Genomic DNA, 15,368 nt, shown 5'->3' on the forward strand with positions numbered 1-15,368 from the left:
CGCACCGACAGGCCCGATGCTATATTTTGTAAGCTCCACTTACAGCTTCCTCTTTTGACCCCTTCCTTCAATCAGCAGTTCGACCAGCACGGTGCCTGGCGGCGCAGTTTCGCGAAGCGCCTCAAGTGGCTGTCCGGCTGGCTCGATGAAAACGAGCTGCTGGATCAGGCCGTGGCCGAGCGGCTGAGGGAACTCGAGGCGCAGATGCGCACGAGCAAGGTGATGGTCGCCTTCGTGGCGGAGTTCTCCCGCGGCAAGTCGGAGCTGATCAACGCGATATTCTTCGCCGGCTACGGTCGCCGCATCATGCCGGCGAGCGCGGGCCGCACGACCATGTGCCCGACCGAACTGGGCTACGACGCCGAGCAGCCGCCCAGCCTGCGGCTGCTGCCGATCGAGACGCGGCTGGAACCCCATTCGCTCATGCACTGGCGCGAGGAGCCCGAGCGCTGGACCGACGTGCCGGTCGATGTCGACAACGCCGAAAGCCTGTCGGCGGCGATGGCCAAGGTGGCCGAGGTGCGCTGGGTGCCGCTCGCCGAGGCGCGTGCGCTCGGCTTCTGGAGCGACGATGCGCCGGACGACAACCCGCTGCCCGACGACCAGGGCCGGGTCGAGATCCCGCGCTGGCGCCACGCGGTGCTCAACATGCCGCATCCGCTGCTCGAGCAGGGCCTGATCATCCTCGACACGCCCGGCCTCAACGCCATCGGCGCCGAGCCCGAACTCACGGTCAGCCTGATTCCGCAGGCGCATGCCGTGGTCTTCATCCTGGGCGCAGACACCGGCGTGACCCGCTCCGACCTGTCGATCTGGCGCGAGCACCTGATCACCGAAGGCCCGGCGGGCGAGACGCGCATCGTGGTGCTCAACAAGATCGACACGATGTGGGACACGCTCAGCACGCCGGCCCAGATCGACGCGCAGATCGAACGCCAGCGCAAGGGCGCGGCCGAACTGCTCGGCGTGCCGCTGCCGCAGGTGCTGCCGGTGTCGGCGCAGAAGGGCCTGCAGGCGAAGATTCGCCGCGACGAGCCGCTGCTGCGGGCGAGCCGCCTGCCAGGGCTGGAGTCGGTGCTGGGCGAAGGCCTGCTCGGCAAGCGCGAAACCATGCTGCGGCTGGCGGTGGACGCCAGCATCGGTGCGTTGCGCGCCGAAGCCTCGCGCATCATCAACGTGCGACAGCGCGACCTGTCCGAACAGGTGCTGGAACTGCAGGGCCTGCGCGGCAAGAACGTCTCCGTGATCCGCCACATGCGCTCGCGCATCGAGCAGGAGCAGACCGAGTTCGAGACCAGCAACGTGCGCATCCTGGCGGTGCGCTCGGTGCAGGGCAAGCTGCTGCGCGAGGTGTATGCGGTGCTCGGCAGCACGGCGCTCAAGGCCGACATGGCGCGCCTGGCGGCGGCCTTGAAGCGGCCGGGCATCAAGCTGAGCGTGCGCAAGGTGTACGCCGAGACCTTCGATGCGCTGCGCAACAACCTGCGCGAGGTGCAGGCGACGACCGGCGAGATCCAGTCCATGCTGCACGCGACCTTCCGCCAACTCAACGCCGAACATGGCTTCACGCTGCAGGCGCCGGCCGAGCCCGACCTGAGCGGCTTCGAGGAGCAGCTCACGCAGATCGAGCAGAGCCACATCCACTACCTGGGGGTGGGCAACCTGCTGAAGCTGGCGCAGGCCGACTTCTGCGACAAGCTGGTACGCGCGCTGTCGAGCCGCCTGCGCGTGGTCAACGAGGCGGCCATGACCGAGGTCGAGCGCTGGAGCAAGGGCGCCGGTGCGCAGCTCGACGCCCAGCTCAAGGAGCGCCGTCGCAACTTCGGTCGCCGGCTGGAGTCGGTCGAGCGCATCCAGGGCGCGGCCGGCAACCTCGACGAGCGGCTCGCCGAGATCGCTGCGCAGGACAGCGGCCTGACCGAGCTGCAGCAGCGGCTCAACGAGCTCACATCGCTGCTGACCAGCAACGACGCGCCGGTTGCCGCGACGGCTGCCAGTGCGGTCTGAGGGCTTCGCACCGGCGGCCGCCGAGGTCGACGGTGCCGACGGGTTCGCGGCACAGATCGTCGCCTGGCAGCAGACGCACGGCCGCAGCACGCTGCCCTGGCAGAACACGCGCGATCCCTACCGCGTGTGGTTGTCCGAGGTGATGCTGCAGCAGACCCAGGTGAGCACGGTGCTGGGCTACTTCGCCCGTTTCCTCGCCCGCTTTCCCGATGTTCGCGCACTCGCCGAAGCCGGCGAGGACGAGGTCTTCGGCCTCTGGAGCGGCCTGGGCTATTACAGCCGCGCCCGCAACATGCACCGCTGCGCGCAGGACGTGGTGGCGCGCTTCGCTGGCGAGTTCCCGCGGACCGCGGTCGAGCTCACGACGCTCCCCGGCATCGGGCGCTCCACCGCCGCGGCGATCGCGGCCTTCTGCTTCGGCGAGCGCGTGGCCATCCTTGACGGCAACGTCAAGCGCGTGCTCACGCGGGTGCTCGGCTTCGGCGGCGACCTGGCGTCGAGCGCACAGGAGCGCGCGCTGTGGGACCGCGCCACCGAATTGCTGCCGCCGGACGGCCAGCGCGCCGACATCGCGCGCTACACCCAGGGCGTGATGGATCTGGGCGCGACGGTCTGCCTGTCGCGCAAGCCCAGCTGCATGCTCTGTCCGGTCAGCCCGATGTGCGTGGCGCTGCGCGACGACGAGCCCGAACGCTATCCGGTGAAGACGCGCAAGCTGCGGCGCACGGCGCAGTCGTTGTGGATGCTGGAGGCCGACGACGGCCAGGGCCGCGTGTGGCTCGAGAAGCGGCCCGCGCGCGGCATCTGGGCCGGGCTCTACTGCCTGCCGGTCTTCGACAGCCGCGAGGCCTTGCTCGACACCTTGCAGGCCGCTGAGCGCAAGACGGTGTTGGATGCGCCGGCCTTCCTGCATGTGCTCACCCACAAGGATCTGCATCTGCATCCCGTGCAGGTGAATGCGGGCGGGCGGGCGCTCGGCGAGCAGGGCGGCTGGTTTGCGCCCGACGACTGGTCGGCCCTCGGCCTGCCCGCGCCGGTGCGCAAGCTGCTGCTCGCGCTCAGCTCCCGTCCAGCTCCCGGTGCCGCTTGAGGGCGGCCCAGCGTGCGCCGAAACCGCGCGCGAGCTGCTCCACCAGGAACACCGACCGGTGCTGGCCGCCGGTGCAGCCGATGGCCACGGTGACATAGCTGCGGTGGTCCTGCGCCAGGGCGTCGAGCCAGCGCGCGAGGAACTGCTCGATGTCGCCGTACATGCGCGCCACGTCCTCGTGCTCGCGCAGCCAGTCGATCACCGGCTGGTCGCGCCCGGTCAGCGGGCGCAGCGTGGGCACGTAGTGCGGGTTGGGCAGCATGCGCACGTCGAAGACATAGTCGGCATCGAGCGGCACGCCGCGCTTGAAGGCGAAGGACTCGAAGACCAGCGTCAGCGCGCTCTGCGGCGCCGAGATCAGCGCCTTCACGTAGCTCTGCAGCTGGGCCGGCCGGATGATGCTGGTGTCGATCACGTCGGCGCCGTCGCGCAGGTCGGCCAGCAGCTCGCGCTCGAGGTCGATCGACTGGATCAGCACGCGTTGCTGCTCCGGCGCATCGGTGCGCGCCTCGCCGCGCGACAGCGGGTGACGGCGGCGCGTTTCCGAATAGCGGCGCACCAGGGCGTCGGTGGTCGAGTCGAGGAAGAGCGAACGCAGCGCCACGCCTTCGCGCCGCAGCGTCTCGAGCTGCTGCGGCACGATCGGCAGCGACACGCCGCTGCGCACGTCCATCGCGATGGCGACGTGCGTCGCACCCTGTTCACGCTGCAGGGCGATGAAGGGCATGAGCAGTTCGGGCGGCAGGTTGTCGACGCAGTAGTAGCCGGCGTCTTCGAGGGCATGCAGGGCGACCGACTTGCCCGAACCCGACATGCCGGTGATCAGCACGAGCGCGAGCCCGTCGGCCGTCGTGGGCGCTGTAACAGTGGCTGGCGGCGCTTCGCTCATCCGGCCCCCACGCGCTGCTGGTCGAGCATTTCGCGCGCATGGGCGAGCGAGGTGGCCGAGGGACGTTCGCCGCCGAGCATGCGCGCGATCTCGCGGGCGCGTGCGTCGCCGTCGAGCGCGGACACGCCGCTTTCGGTGCGCGGCGTCGCGCCGCCGTCCGCGGCGGTCTGCCGCTTGGCCACCAGCAGGTGATGGTCGGCGCAGGCCGCCACCTGCGGCAGATGGGTGACGGCCAGCACCTGGCGGTCGCGGCCCAGTTGCTGCATCAGGCGGCCGACCGTCTCGGCCACCGCGCCGCCGACGCCGGCATCGACCTCGTCGAAGATCAGCGTCTGCGCCGTGCCGAGCTCGCTCGTGGTGACGGCGATGGCCAGCGCGACGCGAGAGAGTTCGCCCCCCGAGGCCACCTTGCCGATCGGGCGCGGCGTGCTGCCCGGATGACCGCTGACCAAAAAGGCGACTTCTTCCAGACCGGCGCGGCCGGGCTGCGGCAAGGCCTGCAGCGCCACCTCGAAGCGGCCGCCCTGCATGCCGAGCCCCTGCATCGCCTGTGTGACCGACTGCGAGAGCTTCGGCGCCGCCTGCTTGCGCAGCTTGCCCACGGCCTTCGCCTCCTTCAGGTAGGCCTGCTGCGCCGCCTGCTCGCTGCGTTCGAGCGCATCGAGATCGCTCTGCGCGTCGAGCGCCTGCAGCTCGGCCTGCCAGCCGGCGAACAGCGCGGGGAGCTCGTCCGGGCTGCGCTTGTAGCGCCGCGCCAGCGACATCCACAGCCCCATGCGCTCGTCGAGCTCAGCCAGGTGCTGCGGGTCGGCATCGGCGTGGCGCAGGTAGCCATGGAGCGAGTGCGCGGCGTCGGACGCCTGCGCGATGCTGGAGGCCAGCACTTCGGCCAGCGTCTTGAATTCGGGTTCGATGTGCTCGCAGCCCTGCAGCAGGCCGAGCGCGCGGTTGAGGCCGGCGAGGGCGCCCTGGTCGTCGTCCTCGAGCGCGGTGCGGGCCCCTTCGGCCGCGTCGATGAGGGCCTGCGCATTCGAGATGCGCGTGTGGTTGGTCGACAGCTCTTCCCACTCGTTGTCGCCGGGCGCCAGCTTGGCGACTTCGGCGATCTGCCACTGCAGGCGTTCCCGTTCGCGCTGGAGCGAATCCTGCGCGGCGCGGGCGCCGTCGAGCGCGGCCTGCGCCTGGCGCCAGGCCTGCCAGGCGCTGTCGAGCGCGTCGGTGCGAACGCCGGCATAGGCGTCGAGCAGGCCACGCACCGCGTCGGGCCGCGTCAGGCTTTGCCAGGCGTGCTGGCCGTGGATGTCGAGCAGGTGGTCGCCGAGCTCGCGCAACTGGGTGGCGGTGGCCGGGCTGCCGTTGATCCAGCCGCGGCTGCGGCCCTGCAGGTCGACCGTGCGACGCAGCAGCATCGAATCGCCGGCCTCGAAGCCGCCTTCGTCGAGCCAGCCGGCGAGGGCCGGGTCGGCATCGAATTCGGCGCTCACGTCGAGCCGCTCGGCGCCTTCGCGGACCGATCCCGCATCGGCGCGGTTGCCCAGCGCGAGCTGCAGGGCGTCGATGAGGATCGACTTGCCGGCGCCGGTTTCACCGGTCAGCACGGTGAAGCCCGACGAGAGATCGATGTCGAGCGCGCGCACGATCACGAAATCGCGCAGCGCGATGCGTCGCAAGGCCATCAGGAACCTCCTTCGTTCCAGTGAAGTTTCTTGCGCAAGGTGTCGAAGTAGCTCCAGCCCCGGGGATGCAGGAAGCGCACGCGGTAGTCGGAGCGGCGCACCACCACGCGGTCGCCGATCTCGACGGACGCGAGTGACTGCATGTCGAAGTTCGCGCTGGCGTCGCGTCCCGCCACCAGCTCGATCGAGATCTCGTCGGCGTCCGGCAGAAGAATGGGGCGGTTCGACAAGGTGTGCGGCGCAATCGGCACCAGCACCCAGCCCGGGATCGACGGGTGCATCAACGGGCCGCCCGCCGACAGCGAATAGGCGGTCGAACCGGTGGGCGAGGCGATGATCAGGCCGTCGGCGCGCTGGTTCGCCACGAAGTGGCGCCCGACCGACACGCGCAACTCGACCATGCCCGAGGTCGCGCCGCGGTTGACCACCACGTCGTTCATCGCGAGCGCGTCGAACACGCAGGCGCCTTCGCGGATCACCTGCGCGTGCAGCAGGCTGCGGTGGTCTTCCTCGTACTCGCCCGCCAGCATCGGCACCAGCGTGGCCTGGTAATTGTCGAGCGGGATGTCGGTGATGAAACCCAGCCGGCCGCGGTTGATGCCGATCAGCGGCACACCATACGGCGCGAGCTGCCGCCCGATGCCGAGCATGGTGCCGTCGCCGCCCACCACCAGGCCCAGATCGCAGCGCTCGCCGATCTCCTCGACCGTCAGCGCCGCGTAACGGCTGCTGTGCAATTCGTCGGCAGTGAACCGTTCGACGGCGACCTCGCAGCCCTGCGATTCGAGAAACGCGCCGATCTCGGCCATGATGTCGTCGTCCGGTGCGCCGGACGACGCCCGTCGGCCGGACGCCTGGTACTTGCCAATGAGGGCGACATGCCGGAAGCGCGAGGTCATCTACAAATTACAACACTAAAATCGAACGATGCTGGACGACCGTGCCAAGTTGCTGCTCAAGACGCTGGTCGAGCGCTACATCGCCGAGGGGCAGCCTGTGGGGTCACGCACGCTCTCGCGCGCATCGGGGCTCGAACTCTCGCCCGCGACCATCCGCAACGTCATGTCGGACCTCGAGGCGCTGGGGCTGATCACCAGCCCGCACACCTCGGCCGGACGCATCCCGACGGCGCGCGGTTACCGGCTCTTCGTCGACACCATGCTCACGGCGCAGCGCGACCAGCTGCCCGCCCCGAGCCTTCCGCCGGACCAGCCGCAGAAGGTGATCGCCAATGCGGCGAACCTGCTGTCGAGCCTCTCGCAGTTCGTCGGCGTGGTGATGGCGCCGCGTCGTACCTCGGTGTTCCGGCAGATCGAATTTCTTCGGCTGTCGGACCGTCGCCTGCTGGTGATCATCGTCTCGCCCGACGGCGACGTGCAGAACCGCGTCATCTTCCCCGAGTCGGACTACTCGCAGTCGCAGCTGGTCGAGGCCGCCAACTACATCAACGCACACTACGCGGGCCTCACCATCGAGCAGGTGCGCGACCGGCTGCAGTCCGAGGTCGAGAAACTGCGCGGCGAGATCGCGTCGCTGATGCAGGCGGCGGTGCAGGCCAGCTCGGAGGTCATGACCGAGGCGCAGGACGACGTCGTCATCTCCGGCGAGCGCAACCTGCTGTCGGTCAGCGACTTTTCCAGCGACATGGGGCAGCTGCGACGCGCCTTCGATCTTTTCGAGCAGAAGGCGCAGCTCATGCGCTTGCTCGACGTCTCGAGCAAGGCGGACGGGGTGCGCATCTTCATCGGCGGCGAAAGTCAGGTGGTTCCCTTCGAGGAACTGTCCATCGTCAGCGCCAACTATGAAGTGGACGGCCAGGTCGTGGGCACGCTGGGCGTGATCGGCCCCACGCGGATGCCCTACGACCGCATGATCCAGATCGTCGACATCACGTCGCGGCTGGTGACCAACGCGCTGAGCCATCGCAAGCCCTGACGAGCGACCGGTGAGTGCGCCCACTAGAATCCCGGCGCGTGGGCCGTTAGCTCAGTTGGTTAGAGCAGCGGACTCATAATCCGTTGGTCGATGGTTCAAGCCCATCACGGCCTACCACGCGAAATTTGCGATGCATTCGGGATAGGTCGAAAACGCATGCTATAATCGCAAGCTGTGCGGCTGTAGCTCAGTTGGATAGAGTACTTGGCTACGAACCAAGGGGTCGTGGGTTCAATTCCTGCCAGCCGCACCACTCTCTGAAGGGTCAGCTCGTGAAAACGAGCTGACCCTTTTCTTTTTGCCTGCAGCATCGAGAATCAGGCATGAGCAAGGCTTTCACCAAAGAGACCGATGCCGACGACGACGATGCGGCCGAAGGTGTGGCGCCTGCGCTGCCGGTGGGCACCAAGAACTACATGACTCCCGGCGGTTACGCGCGTCTGCGCGATGAACTGCTGGCGTTGATGGACGTGGAGCGGCCCAAGGTCGTCGAGGCCGTGCACTGGGCCGCGAAGAACGGCGACCGCTCCGAGAACGGGGACTACCTCTACGGCAAGAAGCGTCTGCGCGAGATCGATCGGCGCATCCGGTTTCTCACGAAGCGCCTGGAAGTGGCGGAGGTCACCGACCCGTCCGTGCACCATGGCCGCGACCAGGTCTTCTTCGGAGCGACCGTGCGCTATGCCGATGCAGCGGGCAACGAGCGCGCCGTGACGATTCTGGGCATCGACGAAGCCGAAAGCGCCAAGGGGCAGGTGAGTTGGATCTCGCCGATCGCGCGCGCACTGCTCAAGGCGCGCGAGGGCGACGTGGTGAAGCTCGCCACGCCGGGCGGCCTGCAGGAACTGGAAATCCTGTCGGTCGCGTACCCGGCGCCTGCAGGGGCCTGATCAGGCGGCGGGCACGGTCCGCGTGGCGGACAGCACCGACGAGCTCCGCTTCACCGCGCGCAACACGGCATCAAGGTGCGTGCGGTCGCGCACGGAGATCACGAAGCGCAGGTCGGTCGAGTCCTGCGGTGTCTCTTCGGTCATCTCGACATGCGTGATGTCGGCCTCGGCATCGGCCAGCGTCGACGCCACCTTGGCCAGCACGCCCTTGTCGTTGCGGACCGTGACCACCACGCCCGTCTCGAAGGTACGCACCGGCTCGTCGGCCCATTCGACGGCGAAGAAGCGCTCGCTGTCCTTGTAGTGCAGCCGCTGGCCGACGCCGCAGGCTTCGGTGTGGACGACCAGCCCCTCGCCATGGCCGAGATAGCCGACGATCGGATCGCCCGGAATCGGCCGGCAACACAGCGCAAAGCGCACCGACGAGTTCTCGCTGCCATCGAGCGTCACGGCGCCCTGCGACACCGTTTCGTGGGCGGTGAAGCGCTCGCGGCTGAGCATCAGCGCGTCGGGCTTCTCACCGCGTTCGGCCAGCAGCGCCATCAGCCGCTTGGCCACGATGCTCGCGATGCGCTTGCCCAGGCCGATGTCGGTGAGGAGTTCGGCGCGGGTGCGGTTGCCGGTGAAGCGCAGCAGCTTCTCCCAGATCGACTGGTAGTCGGCGTCGTCGCCCGGCAGCTTGCCGAGGCCCTCGGCGCGCAGCGCCTGGGCCAGCAGCTTCTCGCCCAGTTCTTCGGATTCCACGTGCGCCAGCGTCTTCAGGTAGTGGCGGATCTTGGAGCGCGCGCGGCCGGTGCGCACGAAGCCCAGCCAGGCCGGGTTCGGCGTGGACACCGGGGCCGTGATCACCTCCACCACGTCGCCGTTCTTGAGCTCGGTGCGCAACGGCACCTGGTCGCCGTTGATGCGGGCGGCCGAGGTGTGGTCGCCGATGTTGCTGTGGATGGCGTAGGCGAAGTCGACCACCGTGGCGCCGCGCGGCAGCGCCATGATCTGGCTCTTGGGCGTGAACACGTAGACCGCGTCGGGGAACAGGTCCACCTTCACATGGTCCCAGAACTCGGCGGCGTCGCGGGTTTCGTCCTGGATGTCGAGCAGCGACTGCAGCCACTTGGCGCCCAGGCGCTCCCCGTTCGCGACGCTGGGGTCGGACGCCTTGTACAGCCAGTGCGCGGCCACGCCGGATTCGGCCACCACGTTCATGGCCTCGGTGCGCAACTGGAACTCGACGTTCACGCCGGCCGGGCCGACCAGCGTGGTGTGCAGCGACTGGTAGCCGTTGAGTTTGGCGATCGCGATGTGGTCCTTGAACTTGCCCGGCAGCGGCTTGTACATCTGGTGCAGGATGCCCAGCCCGGTGTAGCAGGCGATCACGTTCGGCACGATGAGCCGGAAGCCGTAGATGTCGGTCACCTGGGCGAAGCTCAGGCGCTTCTCGTCCATCTTGCGGTAGATGGAATAGAGCGTCTTCTCGCGCCCGGCGATGCGCACGTTCATGCCGGCTTCGCCGAAGGCCGTTTCGACTTCCTTCTGCACCTTCTGGATCAGGTCGCGGCGTCGGCCGCGTGCCTTGGACACGGCTTTGGACAGAATGGCATAGCGCCAGGGCCGCAGGTGCCTGAACGACAGCTCCTGCAGTTCGCGGTAGGTCTGGTTGAGCCCGAGCCGGTAGGCGATGGGCGCATAGATTTCCAGCGTCTCGCCCGCGATGCGCGCCCATTTCTCGCGCGGCGCATCGGCCAGCGTGCGCATGTTGTGGGTACGGTCGGCCAGCTTCACGAGGATGACCCGCACGTCGCGCGCCATCGCCAGGAGCATCTTGCGGAAGGACTCGGCCTGGTTTTCCTCGCGTGTGTTGAACTGCAGCTTGTCGAGCTTGGTGAGGCCGTCGACCAGTTCGGCCACCGGGGCACCGAAGCGCTCGATCAGCTCGGATTTGGTGACGCCGCAGTCCTCGATCGCGTCGTGCAGCAGGGCGGCCATCAGCGCCTGTGCATCGAGCTTCCACTCGGCGCACTGGGCCGCGACGGCGATCGGGTGGGTGATGTAGGGCTCGCCGCTGTTGCGCAACTGGCCCAGGTGGGCCTCGTCGGCGAAGCGGTAGGCGCGCCGGACCAGCTCGGTATCTTCGGCGCTCAGGTAGTCGAGCCGGGCGGTGAGGGCGGCGAAGCTGGCCGCAGCCGCATTCAAGGCAGCCGGACTCGGCCGGGGCATGCCTCGAGGTGCATTGGACTGGGGCTTGACGACCGCGCTCATGTCTGCCACTTTAGCGCGGCGCCCATGCGGGCGCGTTCAGGCATAAAAAAAGCACCGCGCGGCGGTGCTTCTTTGTTGCGGTGCAACGTCAATCAGCCGGGAACCTTCTTGAGCATCTCGATGCCGATCTTGCCTTCGGCGATCTCGCGCAGCGCGGTCACGGCCGGCTTGTTCTTGCTCTCGATCTTCGGGGCATGGCCCTGGCTCAGCATGCGCGCGCGGTAGGTCGCGGCGAGCACGAGCTGGAAACGGTTGGGGATCTGCAGCAGGCAGTCTTCGACGGTGATGCGGGCCATGAGGATCTTTCGTTGCGGGCGGTGGGCGAATCAGGGGATATTCAGAGCGGCAAAGGTGTCGGCGCGGGCGCGGCGCTGGGCGGAATACCGCAGCCGCTGGGCGTGGACGATGGCTTTCAGGTCGAAAAGCGCACGCTCAAATAACTCGTTGATTATAACGAAGTCGAATTCGCTGGCGCGGGCCATCTCGTCGGCCGCATTGCGCAGGCGCAGTTCGATGACCTCGGCGCTGTCTTCGCCGCGGCGTTCGAGCCGCGAGCGCAGCTCCTCCCAGCTCGGCGGCAGGATGAAGATCAGCACCGCGTTCCCGAAGGTCTTGCGGATCTGGATGGCGCCCTGGAAGTCGATCTCGAGGATGACATCGACACCCTGGGCCATGCGGTCCTCGACCGCCTTTTTCGACGTGCCGTAGCGCTGGCCGTGCACGTGCGCCCATTCGATGAAGGCGTCGCTTTCCACCATCGCGTCGAACTCGTTGGTCGAGGCGAAGAAGTACTCGCGGCCGTGTTTTTCCTGTCCGCGCGGCGGGCGCGTGGTGTGGGACACGGACGGCTGGACCGCCGAGTCGAGTTCCATCAGTGCCTTCACGAGGCTCGACTTGCCGGCGCCGCTGGGGGCGGCGACCACAAAGAGATTGCCGGGGTAATCCATGGTGGGTCTATTCGATGTTCTGGACCTGCTCGCGCATCTGCTCGATCAGCACTTTCATGTCGACGCCAATGCGCGTCATCTCGAGGGCCGCCGACTTGGAGCCCAGGGTGTTGGCTTCGCGGTGCAGTTCCTGGATCAGGAAGTCGAGCCGCTTGCCGATCTCACCGCCCTTCTTCAGCAGCCGCTCGATCTCGTCGAGGTGGGAGCCCAGGCGGGTGAGTTCCTCAGCCACGTCGATGCGGATGGCGAAGGCGGTCGCCTCGTTCAAGGCGCGGTCCTGCGCCGCCTCGGGCAGCGTGCCGCCGGTGAGGCCCATCGCGTCCTGCCAGCGCTCGAGAAAGCGGGTGCGTTGCTGCTCGACCAGTTGCGGCACCAGCGGCACGGCCTGGACGGTGAGCTTGCGCAGTTGGCCGAGGTGGTCCTTGAGCATCGCGGCCAGACGGGCGCCTTCGCGTTCACGCGCCTCGACCAGGCTGTCGAGCGCCTTCTGCGTCACATCGGCCAGGACGCTGCCCCAGTCGCCCGCCGAGGTCGAATCACCGGCGGCGATGCGCAGCACGTCGGCGACGCTCAGCTCGCGCGCGCTCGGCAGCCAGGCCCGGATACCGTCTTGCACCCCATTGAGCCGTTGCAGCAGCCGGGTGGAGGGCTCGGCGACGCCGGCCTGCGCGGTGCTTTCGACCGCGGCACGCAGTTCGACCTTGCCGCGCTTGAGCCGGCCGGTGAGCATTTCGCGCAACACGGGTTCATATTGCCGAAGGTCCTCCGGCAGCTTGAAAGTCAGGTCGAGGAATCGGCTGTTGACCGAGCGAATTTCGACGCCGAGACGGCCCGCCGCCAGAGGGCGCGGGTCGGTTTCTGGCGGGGTTCCGGCAGGGCCGTTCTGGCCGCTGGCATAGCCGGTCATGCTGTAAACTGACATTGCGCCTCACTGTGAAATGTTGTTCGCACGGAGGCGACGGCACAGCGTTCGCTTGCCGCCCCATTGCCTTCGGGCGAAACTCCCGGATTATGTCAAAGGTCAAACCTTCGCCCCTGCTGCCGGACACCGTCATCGGAGGCTACCGTGTCGTGCGCCGTCTGTCGGCGGGTGGTTTCGGCGTGGTGTACCTGGCGGTCGACCACAGCGGTCAGCAGGTCGCGATCAAGGAATATCTGCCCTCGTCGCTGGCTACCCGTGGCACGGGCGAACTGGCGCCGCAGGTGCCGCCCGAGAAGCTGTCGCTCTACCGGCTGGGGCTCAAGAGCTTCTTCGAGGAAGGGCGCTCGCTGGCCCAGATCTCGCACGCGTCGGTGGTCAGCGTGCTCAACTTCTTCCGCGAGAACGAAACCGTCTACATGGTGATGAACTACCTGGAGGGCGCGACCCTGCAGGATTTCATCGTCACCGCGCGCGACCTGAAAAAGCAGAAGGTCTTCCGCGAATCGACCATCCGCTCGCTCTTCGACGAAATCCTCCGCGGTCTGCGCATCGTTCACCAGCACAAGATGCTGCACCTGGACATCAAGCCGGCCAACATCTTCGTGACCGACGACGACCGCGCCGTGATGATCGACTTCGGCGCCGCCCGCGAGGTCCTGTCGAAGGAAGGCAACTTCATCCGCCCGATGTACACGCCCGGCTTCGCGGCGCCCGAGATGTACCGCCGCGACTCGTCGATGGGCCCGTGGACCGACATCTACGCCATCGGCGCCTGCATCTATGCCTGCATGCAGGGCTACCCGCCCAACGACGCGCCGCAGCGCATCGAGAAAGACCGGCTGGGCCTGTCGCTCTCGCGTTTGCGCGGCGTCTATTCCGACAACATGATCGAAGTGGTCGAGTGGTGCATGTCGCTCGACCCGCTGTCGCGCCCGCAGTCGGTGTTCGCGCTGCAGAAGGAGCTCAGCCGCGAAGGCGAGCGCCGCTACACCAAGCTCACCGTCGGAGAGAAGGTGCGCCTGTCGATCGACAACATGCGTTCCTTCGATAAGAAGGGCCTGCCCAAGGCGGCCGCGCCCACCACGCGACCGGCATGAAGTTCTCCGTTTTCCAGGTCAGCCGCAAGGGCGGTCGTCTCAAGAACGAAGACCGCATGGGCTACTGCTACACCCGGGAATCCGGCCTGTTCGTGCTGGCCGACGGAATGGGCGGGCACCCCGAAGGCGAGGTGGCGGCGCAGATGGCGCTGCAGACCATCGCCGCGCTGTACCAGCGCGAGGCCCGCCCGGTGCTCAAGGACGTCAAGGCCTTCCTCACCTCGTCCGTGATGTCGGCGCACCAGCAGATCATGCGTTATGCCGGTACCAAGGGCATGCTCGACACGCCGCGCACGACGGTCGTGGCGGCCGTGCTGCAGGGCCCGACGGCGCACTGGGTGCACTGCGGCGATTCGCGGCTGTATGTGGTGCGCGACGGCGCGCTGCTGACCCGCACGCGCGACCATTCCCACGCCGAGCGCCCGCGCCCCGGCGGCGGGCCGGAGCCGGTCAACCGCAACCTGCTGCTGACCTGCCTGGGGTCGCCCACGCCGCCCATGATCGATGTCGCCGCTCCGCTGCAACTGCAGCGGGGCGACCGCATCATGCTGTGCTCCGACGGCGTCTGGGGTGTGCTCGACGACGCGCTCATCGTGCACACGCTTTCGTCCGGCAAGCCGGTGTCCGACGCGGCGCCCGACCTCGCCGAGATGGCGCTGCGCAAGGGCGGCCCGCACAGCGACAACGTGACGCTCATCGCGCTCGAGTGGGAAACGCCCGATGCCCCCGGCGTCGGTCGGGGCATCTCGACCGACAGCATCAGCGACGGCGTGTTCGCGTCCACCATCCAGGCGGGCATGCCGTCCGAGACCGAAATCGACGACCTGGACGAAGACGCCATCGAGCGCTCCATCGCCGAAATCAACGAGGCCATCCGCCGTTCTGCGGCGCGCAAGGCCTGACCCGCTTCTCTTTTTTCTCATTCCGCTCATGACCGATTTCATCCGCAGCGGCGCCCGCGCCGCCGACCAACTGCGCCCCGTGCGCATCACCCGTGGCTTCACCATCCATGCCGAGGGCTCCGTGCTCATCGAGTTCGGCCAGACCCGCGTGCTGTGCACGGCGTCGGTCGAAGAGAAGGTGCCGCCGCACAAGAAGGGCAGCGGCGAAGGCTGGGTGACGGCCGAATACGGCATGCTGCCACGCGCCACGCACACCCGCAGCAGCCGCGAGGCGGCCAAGGGCAAGCAGACCGGCCGCACGCAGGAAATCCAGCGCCTCATCGGCCGCTCGATGCGCGCCGTGTTCGACCTGAAGGCCCTGGGCGAACGCACCATCCACCTCGACTGCGACGTGCTGCAGGCCGACGGCGGCACCCGCACCGCGGCCATCACCGGCGCCTTCGTGGCGGCGCAGGATGCGGTCGCCAAGCTGCTGGCCAGCGGGGCGCTCACGGCGTCGCCGATCCGCGGCCACGTCGCGGCGATCTCGGTGGGCATCGTGCAGGGCACGCCGCTGCTCGACCTCGAGTACATCGAGGACTCGGCCTGCGACACCGACATGAACGTCGTGATGACCGGCGCCGGCCACTTCGTCGAAGTGCAGGGCACCGCCGAGGGCGCGGCCTTCTCGCGCGAAGAGATGAACCTGCTGCTCGGCCTGGCCGAGAAGGGCATCGGCGAACTGGTGCTGATGCAGCAGCAGGCGCTGGCCGCCTGA

Annotated in this window: 14 protein-coding genes and 2 tRNA genes; 9 read left to right on the top strand and 7 right to left on the bottom strand. The window is 68.0% G+C overall.

Translation table 11 applies throughout. The features are described 5' to 3' along the window. The first annotated feature begins 54 nt into the window (after positions 1-54). Positions 55-2,007 (top strand): dynamin family protein, encoded by a 1,953-nt coding sequence (locus N8A90_RS17695; protein WP_262076305.1) that lies wholly within the window; start codon positions 55-57, stop codon positions 2,005-2,007. Beyond that, a complete protein-coding gene (gene mutY / locus N8A90_RS17700) occupies positions 1,997-3,097 on the top strand; it encodes an A/G-specific adenine glycosylase (protein WP_262076307.1) in 1,101 nt (366 codons plus the stop codon). The genes N8A90_RS17695 and mutY overlap by 11 nt, the downstream gene beginning before the upstream one ends. On the opposite strand, the gene rapZ is transcribed toward mutY, so the two are convergent. Genes rapZ through N8A90_RS17715 form a run of 3 tightly spaced genes read right to left on the bottom strand, consistent with a single transcriptional unit; the run spans position 3,066 to position 6,561 of the window. Then, positions 3,066-3,986 (bottom strand): RNase adapter RapZ, encoded by a 921-nt coding sequence (gene rapZ / locus N8A90_RS17705; protein WP_262076308.1) that lies wholly within the window; start codon positions 3,984-3,986, stop codon positions 3,066-3,068. The two genes, mutY and rapZ, sit on opposite strands and share 32 nt — an antisense overlap. Next, complete coding sequence (recN, locus tag N8A90_RS17710) at positions 3,983-5,662, bottom strand: DNA repair protein RecN (protein ID WP_262076309.1); 1,680 nt, start codon at positions 5,660-5,662, stop codon at positions 3,983-3,985. Before recN ends, rapZ begins: the two co-directional genes overlap by 4 nt. Further along, a complete protein-coding gene (locus N8A90_RS17715; RefSeq protein ID WP_262076310.1) occupies positions 5,662-6,561 on the bottom strand; it encodes an NAD kinase in 900 nt (299 codons plus the stop codon). The genes recN and N8A90_RS17715 overlap by 1 nt, the downstream gene beginning before the upstream one ends. 28 nt (positions 6,562-6,589) lie before the next feature. On the opposite strand from N8A90_RS17715, the gene hrcA reads away from it, so the two are divergent. The 4 genes from hrcA (at position 6,590) to greB (ending at position 8,487) form a co-directional block, all read left to right on the top strand. Further along, complete coding sequence (hrcA, locus tag N8A90_RS17720; protein WP_262076311.1) at positions 6,590-7,597, top strand: heat-inducible transcriptional repressor HrcA; 1,008 nt, start codon at positions 6,590-6,592, stop codon at positions 7,595-7,597. 40 nt (positions 7,598-7,637) lie between these two features. Further along, positions 7,638-7,714 (top strand) — tRNA-Ile (locus N8A90_RS17725). Positions 7,715-7,773: 59 nt separating this feature from the next. Continuing rightward, positions 7,774-7,850, top strand: a tRNA-Arg gene (locus tag N8A90_RS17730). 70 nt (positions 7,851-7,920) lie between these two features. Continuing rightward, a complete protein-coding gene (greB, locus tag N8A90_RS17735) occupies positions 7,921-8,487 on the top strand; it encodes a transcription elongation factor GreB (RefSeq protein WP_262076312.1) in 567 nt (188 codons plus the stop codon). On the opposite strand, the gene N8A90_RS17740 is transcribed toward greB, so the two are convergent. The 4 genes from N8A90_RS17740 to N8A90_RS17755 all read right to left on the bottom strand — a co-directional run bounded on the left by N8A90_RS17740 (position 8,488) and on the right by N8A90_RS17755 (position 12,612). Then, positions 8,488-10,743: a RelA/SpoT family protein gene (locus N8A90_RS17740; RefSeq protein WP_262076313.1), complete on the bottom strand. Its 2,256-nt coding sequence runs from the start codon at positions 10,741-10,743 to the stop codon at positions 8,488-8,490. 92 nt (positions 10,744-10,835) lie between these two features. After that, positions 10,836-11,039, bottom strand: coding sequence for a DNA-directed RNA polymerase subunit omega (gene rpoZ / locus N8A90_RS17745; RefSeq protein ID WP_021009011.1), 204 nt, complete (start codon positions 11,037-11,039; stop codon positions 10,836-10,838). Positions 11,040-11,069: 30 nt separating this feature from the next. Next, entirely contained in the window at positions 11,070-11,690 is a 621-nt protein-coding gene (gene gmk / locus N8A90_RS17750) for a guanylate kinase (RefSeq protein ID WP_262076314.1), read from the bottom strand. A 7-nt stretch (positions 11,691-11,697) separates the two neighbouring features. Then, a complete protein-coding gene (locus tag N8A90_RS17755) occupies positions 11,698-12,612 on the bottom strand; it encodes a YicC/YloC family endoribonuclease (RefSeq protein WP_262076315.1) in 915 nt (304 codons plus the stop codon). An 89-nt stretch (positions 12,613-12,701) separates the two neighbouring features. Between N8A90_RS17755 and N8A90_RS17760 the strand changes: the two genes are divergently transcribed. The 3 genes from N8A90_RS17760 to rph are packed head-to-tail and all read left to right on the top strand — an operon-like array spanning position 12,702 to position 15,368. Further along, positions 12,702-13,709 carry a serine/threonine protein kinase gene (locus N8A90_RS17760; protein ID WP_262076316.1) on the top strand — a complete coding sequence of 336 codons (1,008 nt, stop codon included), beginning with the start codon at positions 12,702-12,704 and terminating at the stop codon, positions 13,707-13,709. Further along, positions 13,706-14,611 carry a PP2C family protein-serine/threonine phosphatase gene (locus N8A90_RS17765; protein ID WP_262076317.1) on the top strand — a complete coding sequence of 302 codons (906 nt, stop codon included), beginning with the start codon at positions 13,706-13,708 and terminating at the stop codon, positions 14,609-14,611. The genes N8A90_RS17760 and N8A90_RS17765 overlap by 4 nt, the downstream gene beginning before the upstream one ends. Positions 14,612-14,639: 28 nt before the next feature. After that, a complete protein-coding gene (gene rph, locus N8A90_RS17770; protein ID WP_262076319.1) occupies positions 14,640-15,368 on the top strand; it encodes a ribonuclease PH in 729 nt (242 codons plus the stop codon).

The sequence above is a fragment of the Variovorax sp. N23 genome (genome assembly GCF_025486315.1).
In the GTDB taxonomy this organism is placed as follows: Bacteria; Pseudomonadota; Gammaproteobacteria; order Burkholderiales; family Burkholderiaceae_C; genus Variovorax.

Coding starts and splice junctions, on each gene's coding strand:
- rapZ (WP_262076308.1), bottom strand. CDS start 3,986: ATGAGCGAAGCGCCGCCAGCCACTGTTACAGCGCCCACGACGGCCGAC.
- recN (WP_262076309.1), bottom strand. CDS start 5,662: ATGGCCTTGCGACGCATCGCGCTGCGCGATTTCGTGATCGTGCGCGCG.
- N8A90_RS17715 (WP_262076310.1), bottom strand. CDS start 6,561: ATGACCTCGCGCTTCCGGCATGTCGCCCTCATTGGCAAGTACCAGGCG.
- hrcA (WP_262076311.1), top strand. CDS start 6,590: ATGCTGGACGACCGTGCCAAGTTGCTGCTCAAGACGCTGGTCGAGCGC.
- greB (WP_262076312.1), top strand. CDS start 7,921: ATGAGCAAGGCTTTCACCAAAGAGACCGATGCCGACGACGACGATGCG.
- N8A90_RS17740 (WP_262076313.1), bottom strand. CDS start 10,743: ATGAGCGCGGTCGTCAAGCCCCAGTCCAATGCACCTCGAGGCATGCCC.
- rpoZ (WP_021009011.1), bottom strand. CDS start 11,039: ATGGCCCGCATCACCGTCGAAGACTGCCTGCTGCAGATCCCCAACCGT.
- gmk (WP_262076314.1), bottom strand. CDS start 11,690: ATGGATTACCCCGGCAATCTCTTTGTGGTCGCCGCCCCCAGCGGCGCC.
- N8A90_RS17755 (WP_262076315.1), bottom strand. CDS start 12,612: ATGTCAGTTTACAGCATGACCGGCTATGCCAGCGGCCAGAACGGCCCT.
- N8A90_RS17760 (WP_262076316.1), top strand. CDS start 12,702: ATGTCAAAGGTCAAACCTTCGCCCCTGCTGCCGGACACCGTCATCGGA.
- N8A90_RS17765 (WP_262076317.1), top strand. CDS start 13,706: ATGAAGTTCTCCGTTTTCCAGGTCAGCCGCAAGGGCGGTCGTCTCAAG.
- rph (WP_262076319.1), top strand. CDS start 14,640: ATGACCGATTTCATCCGCAGCGGCGCCCGCGCCGCCGACCAACTGCGC.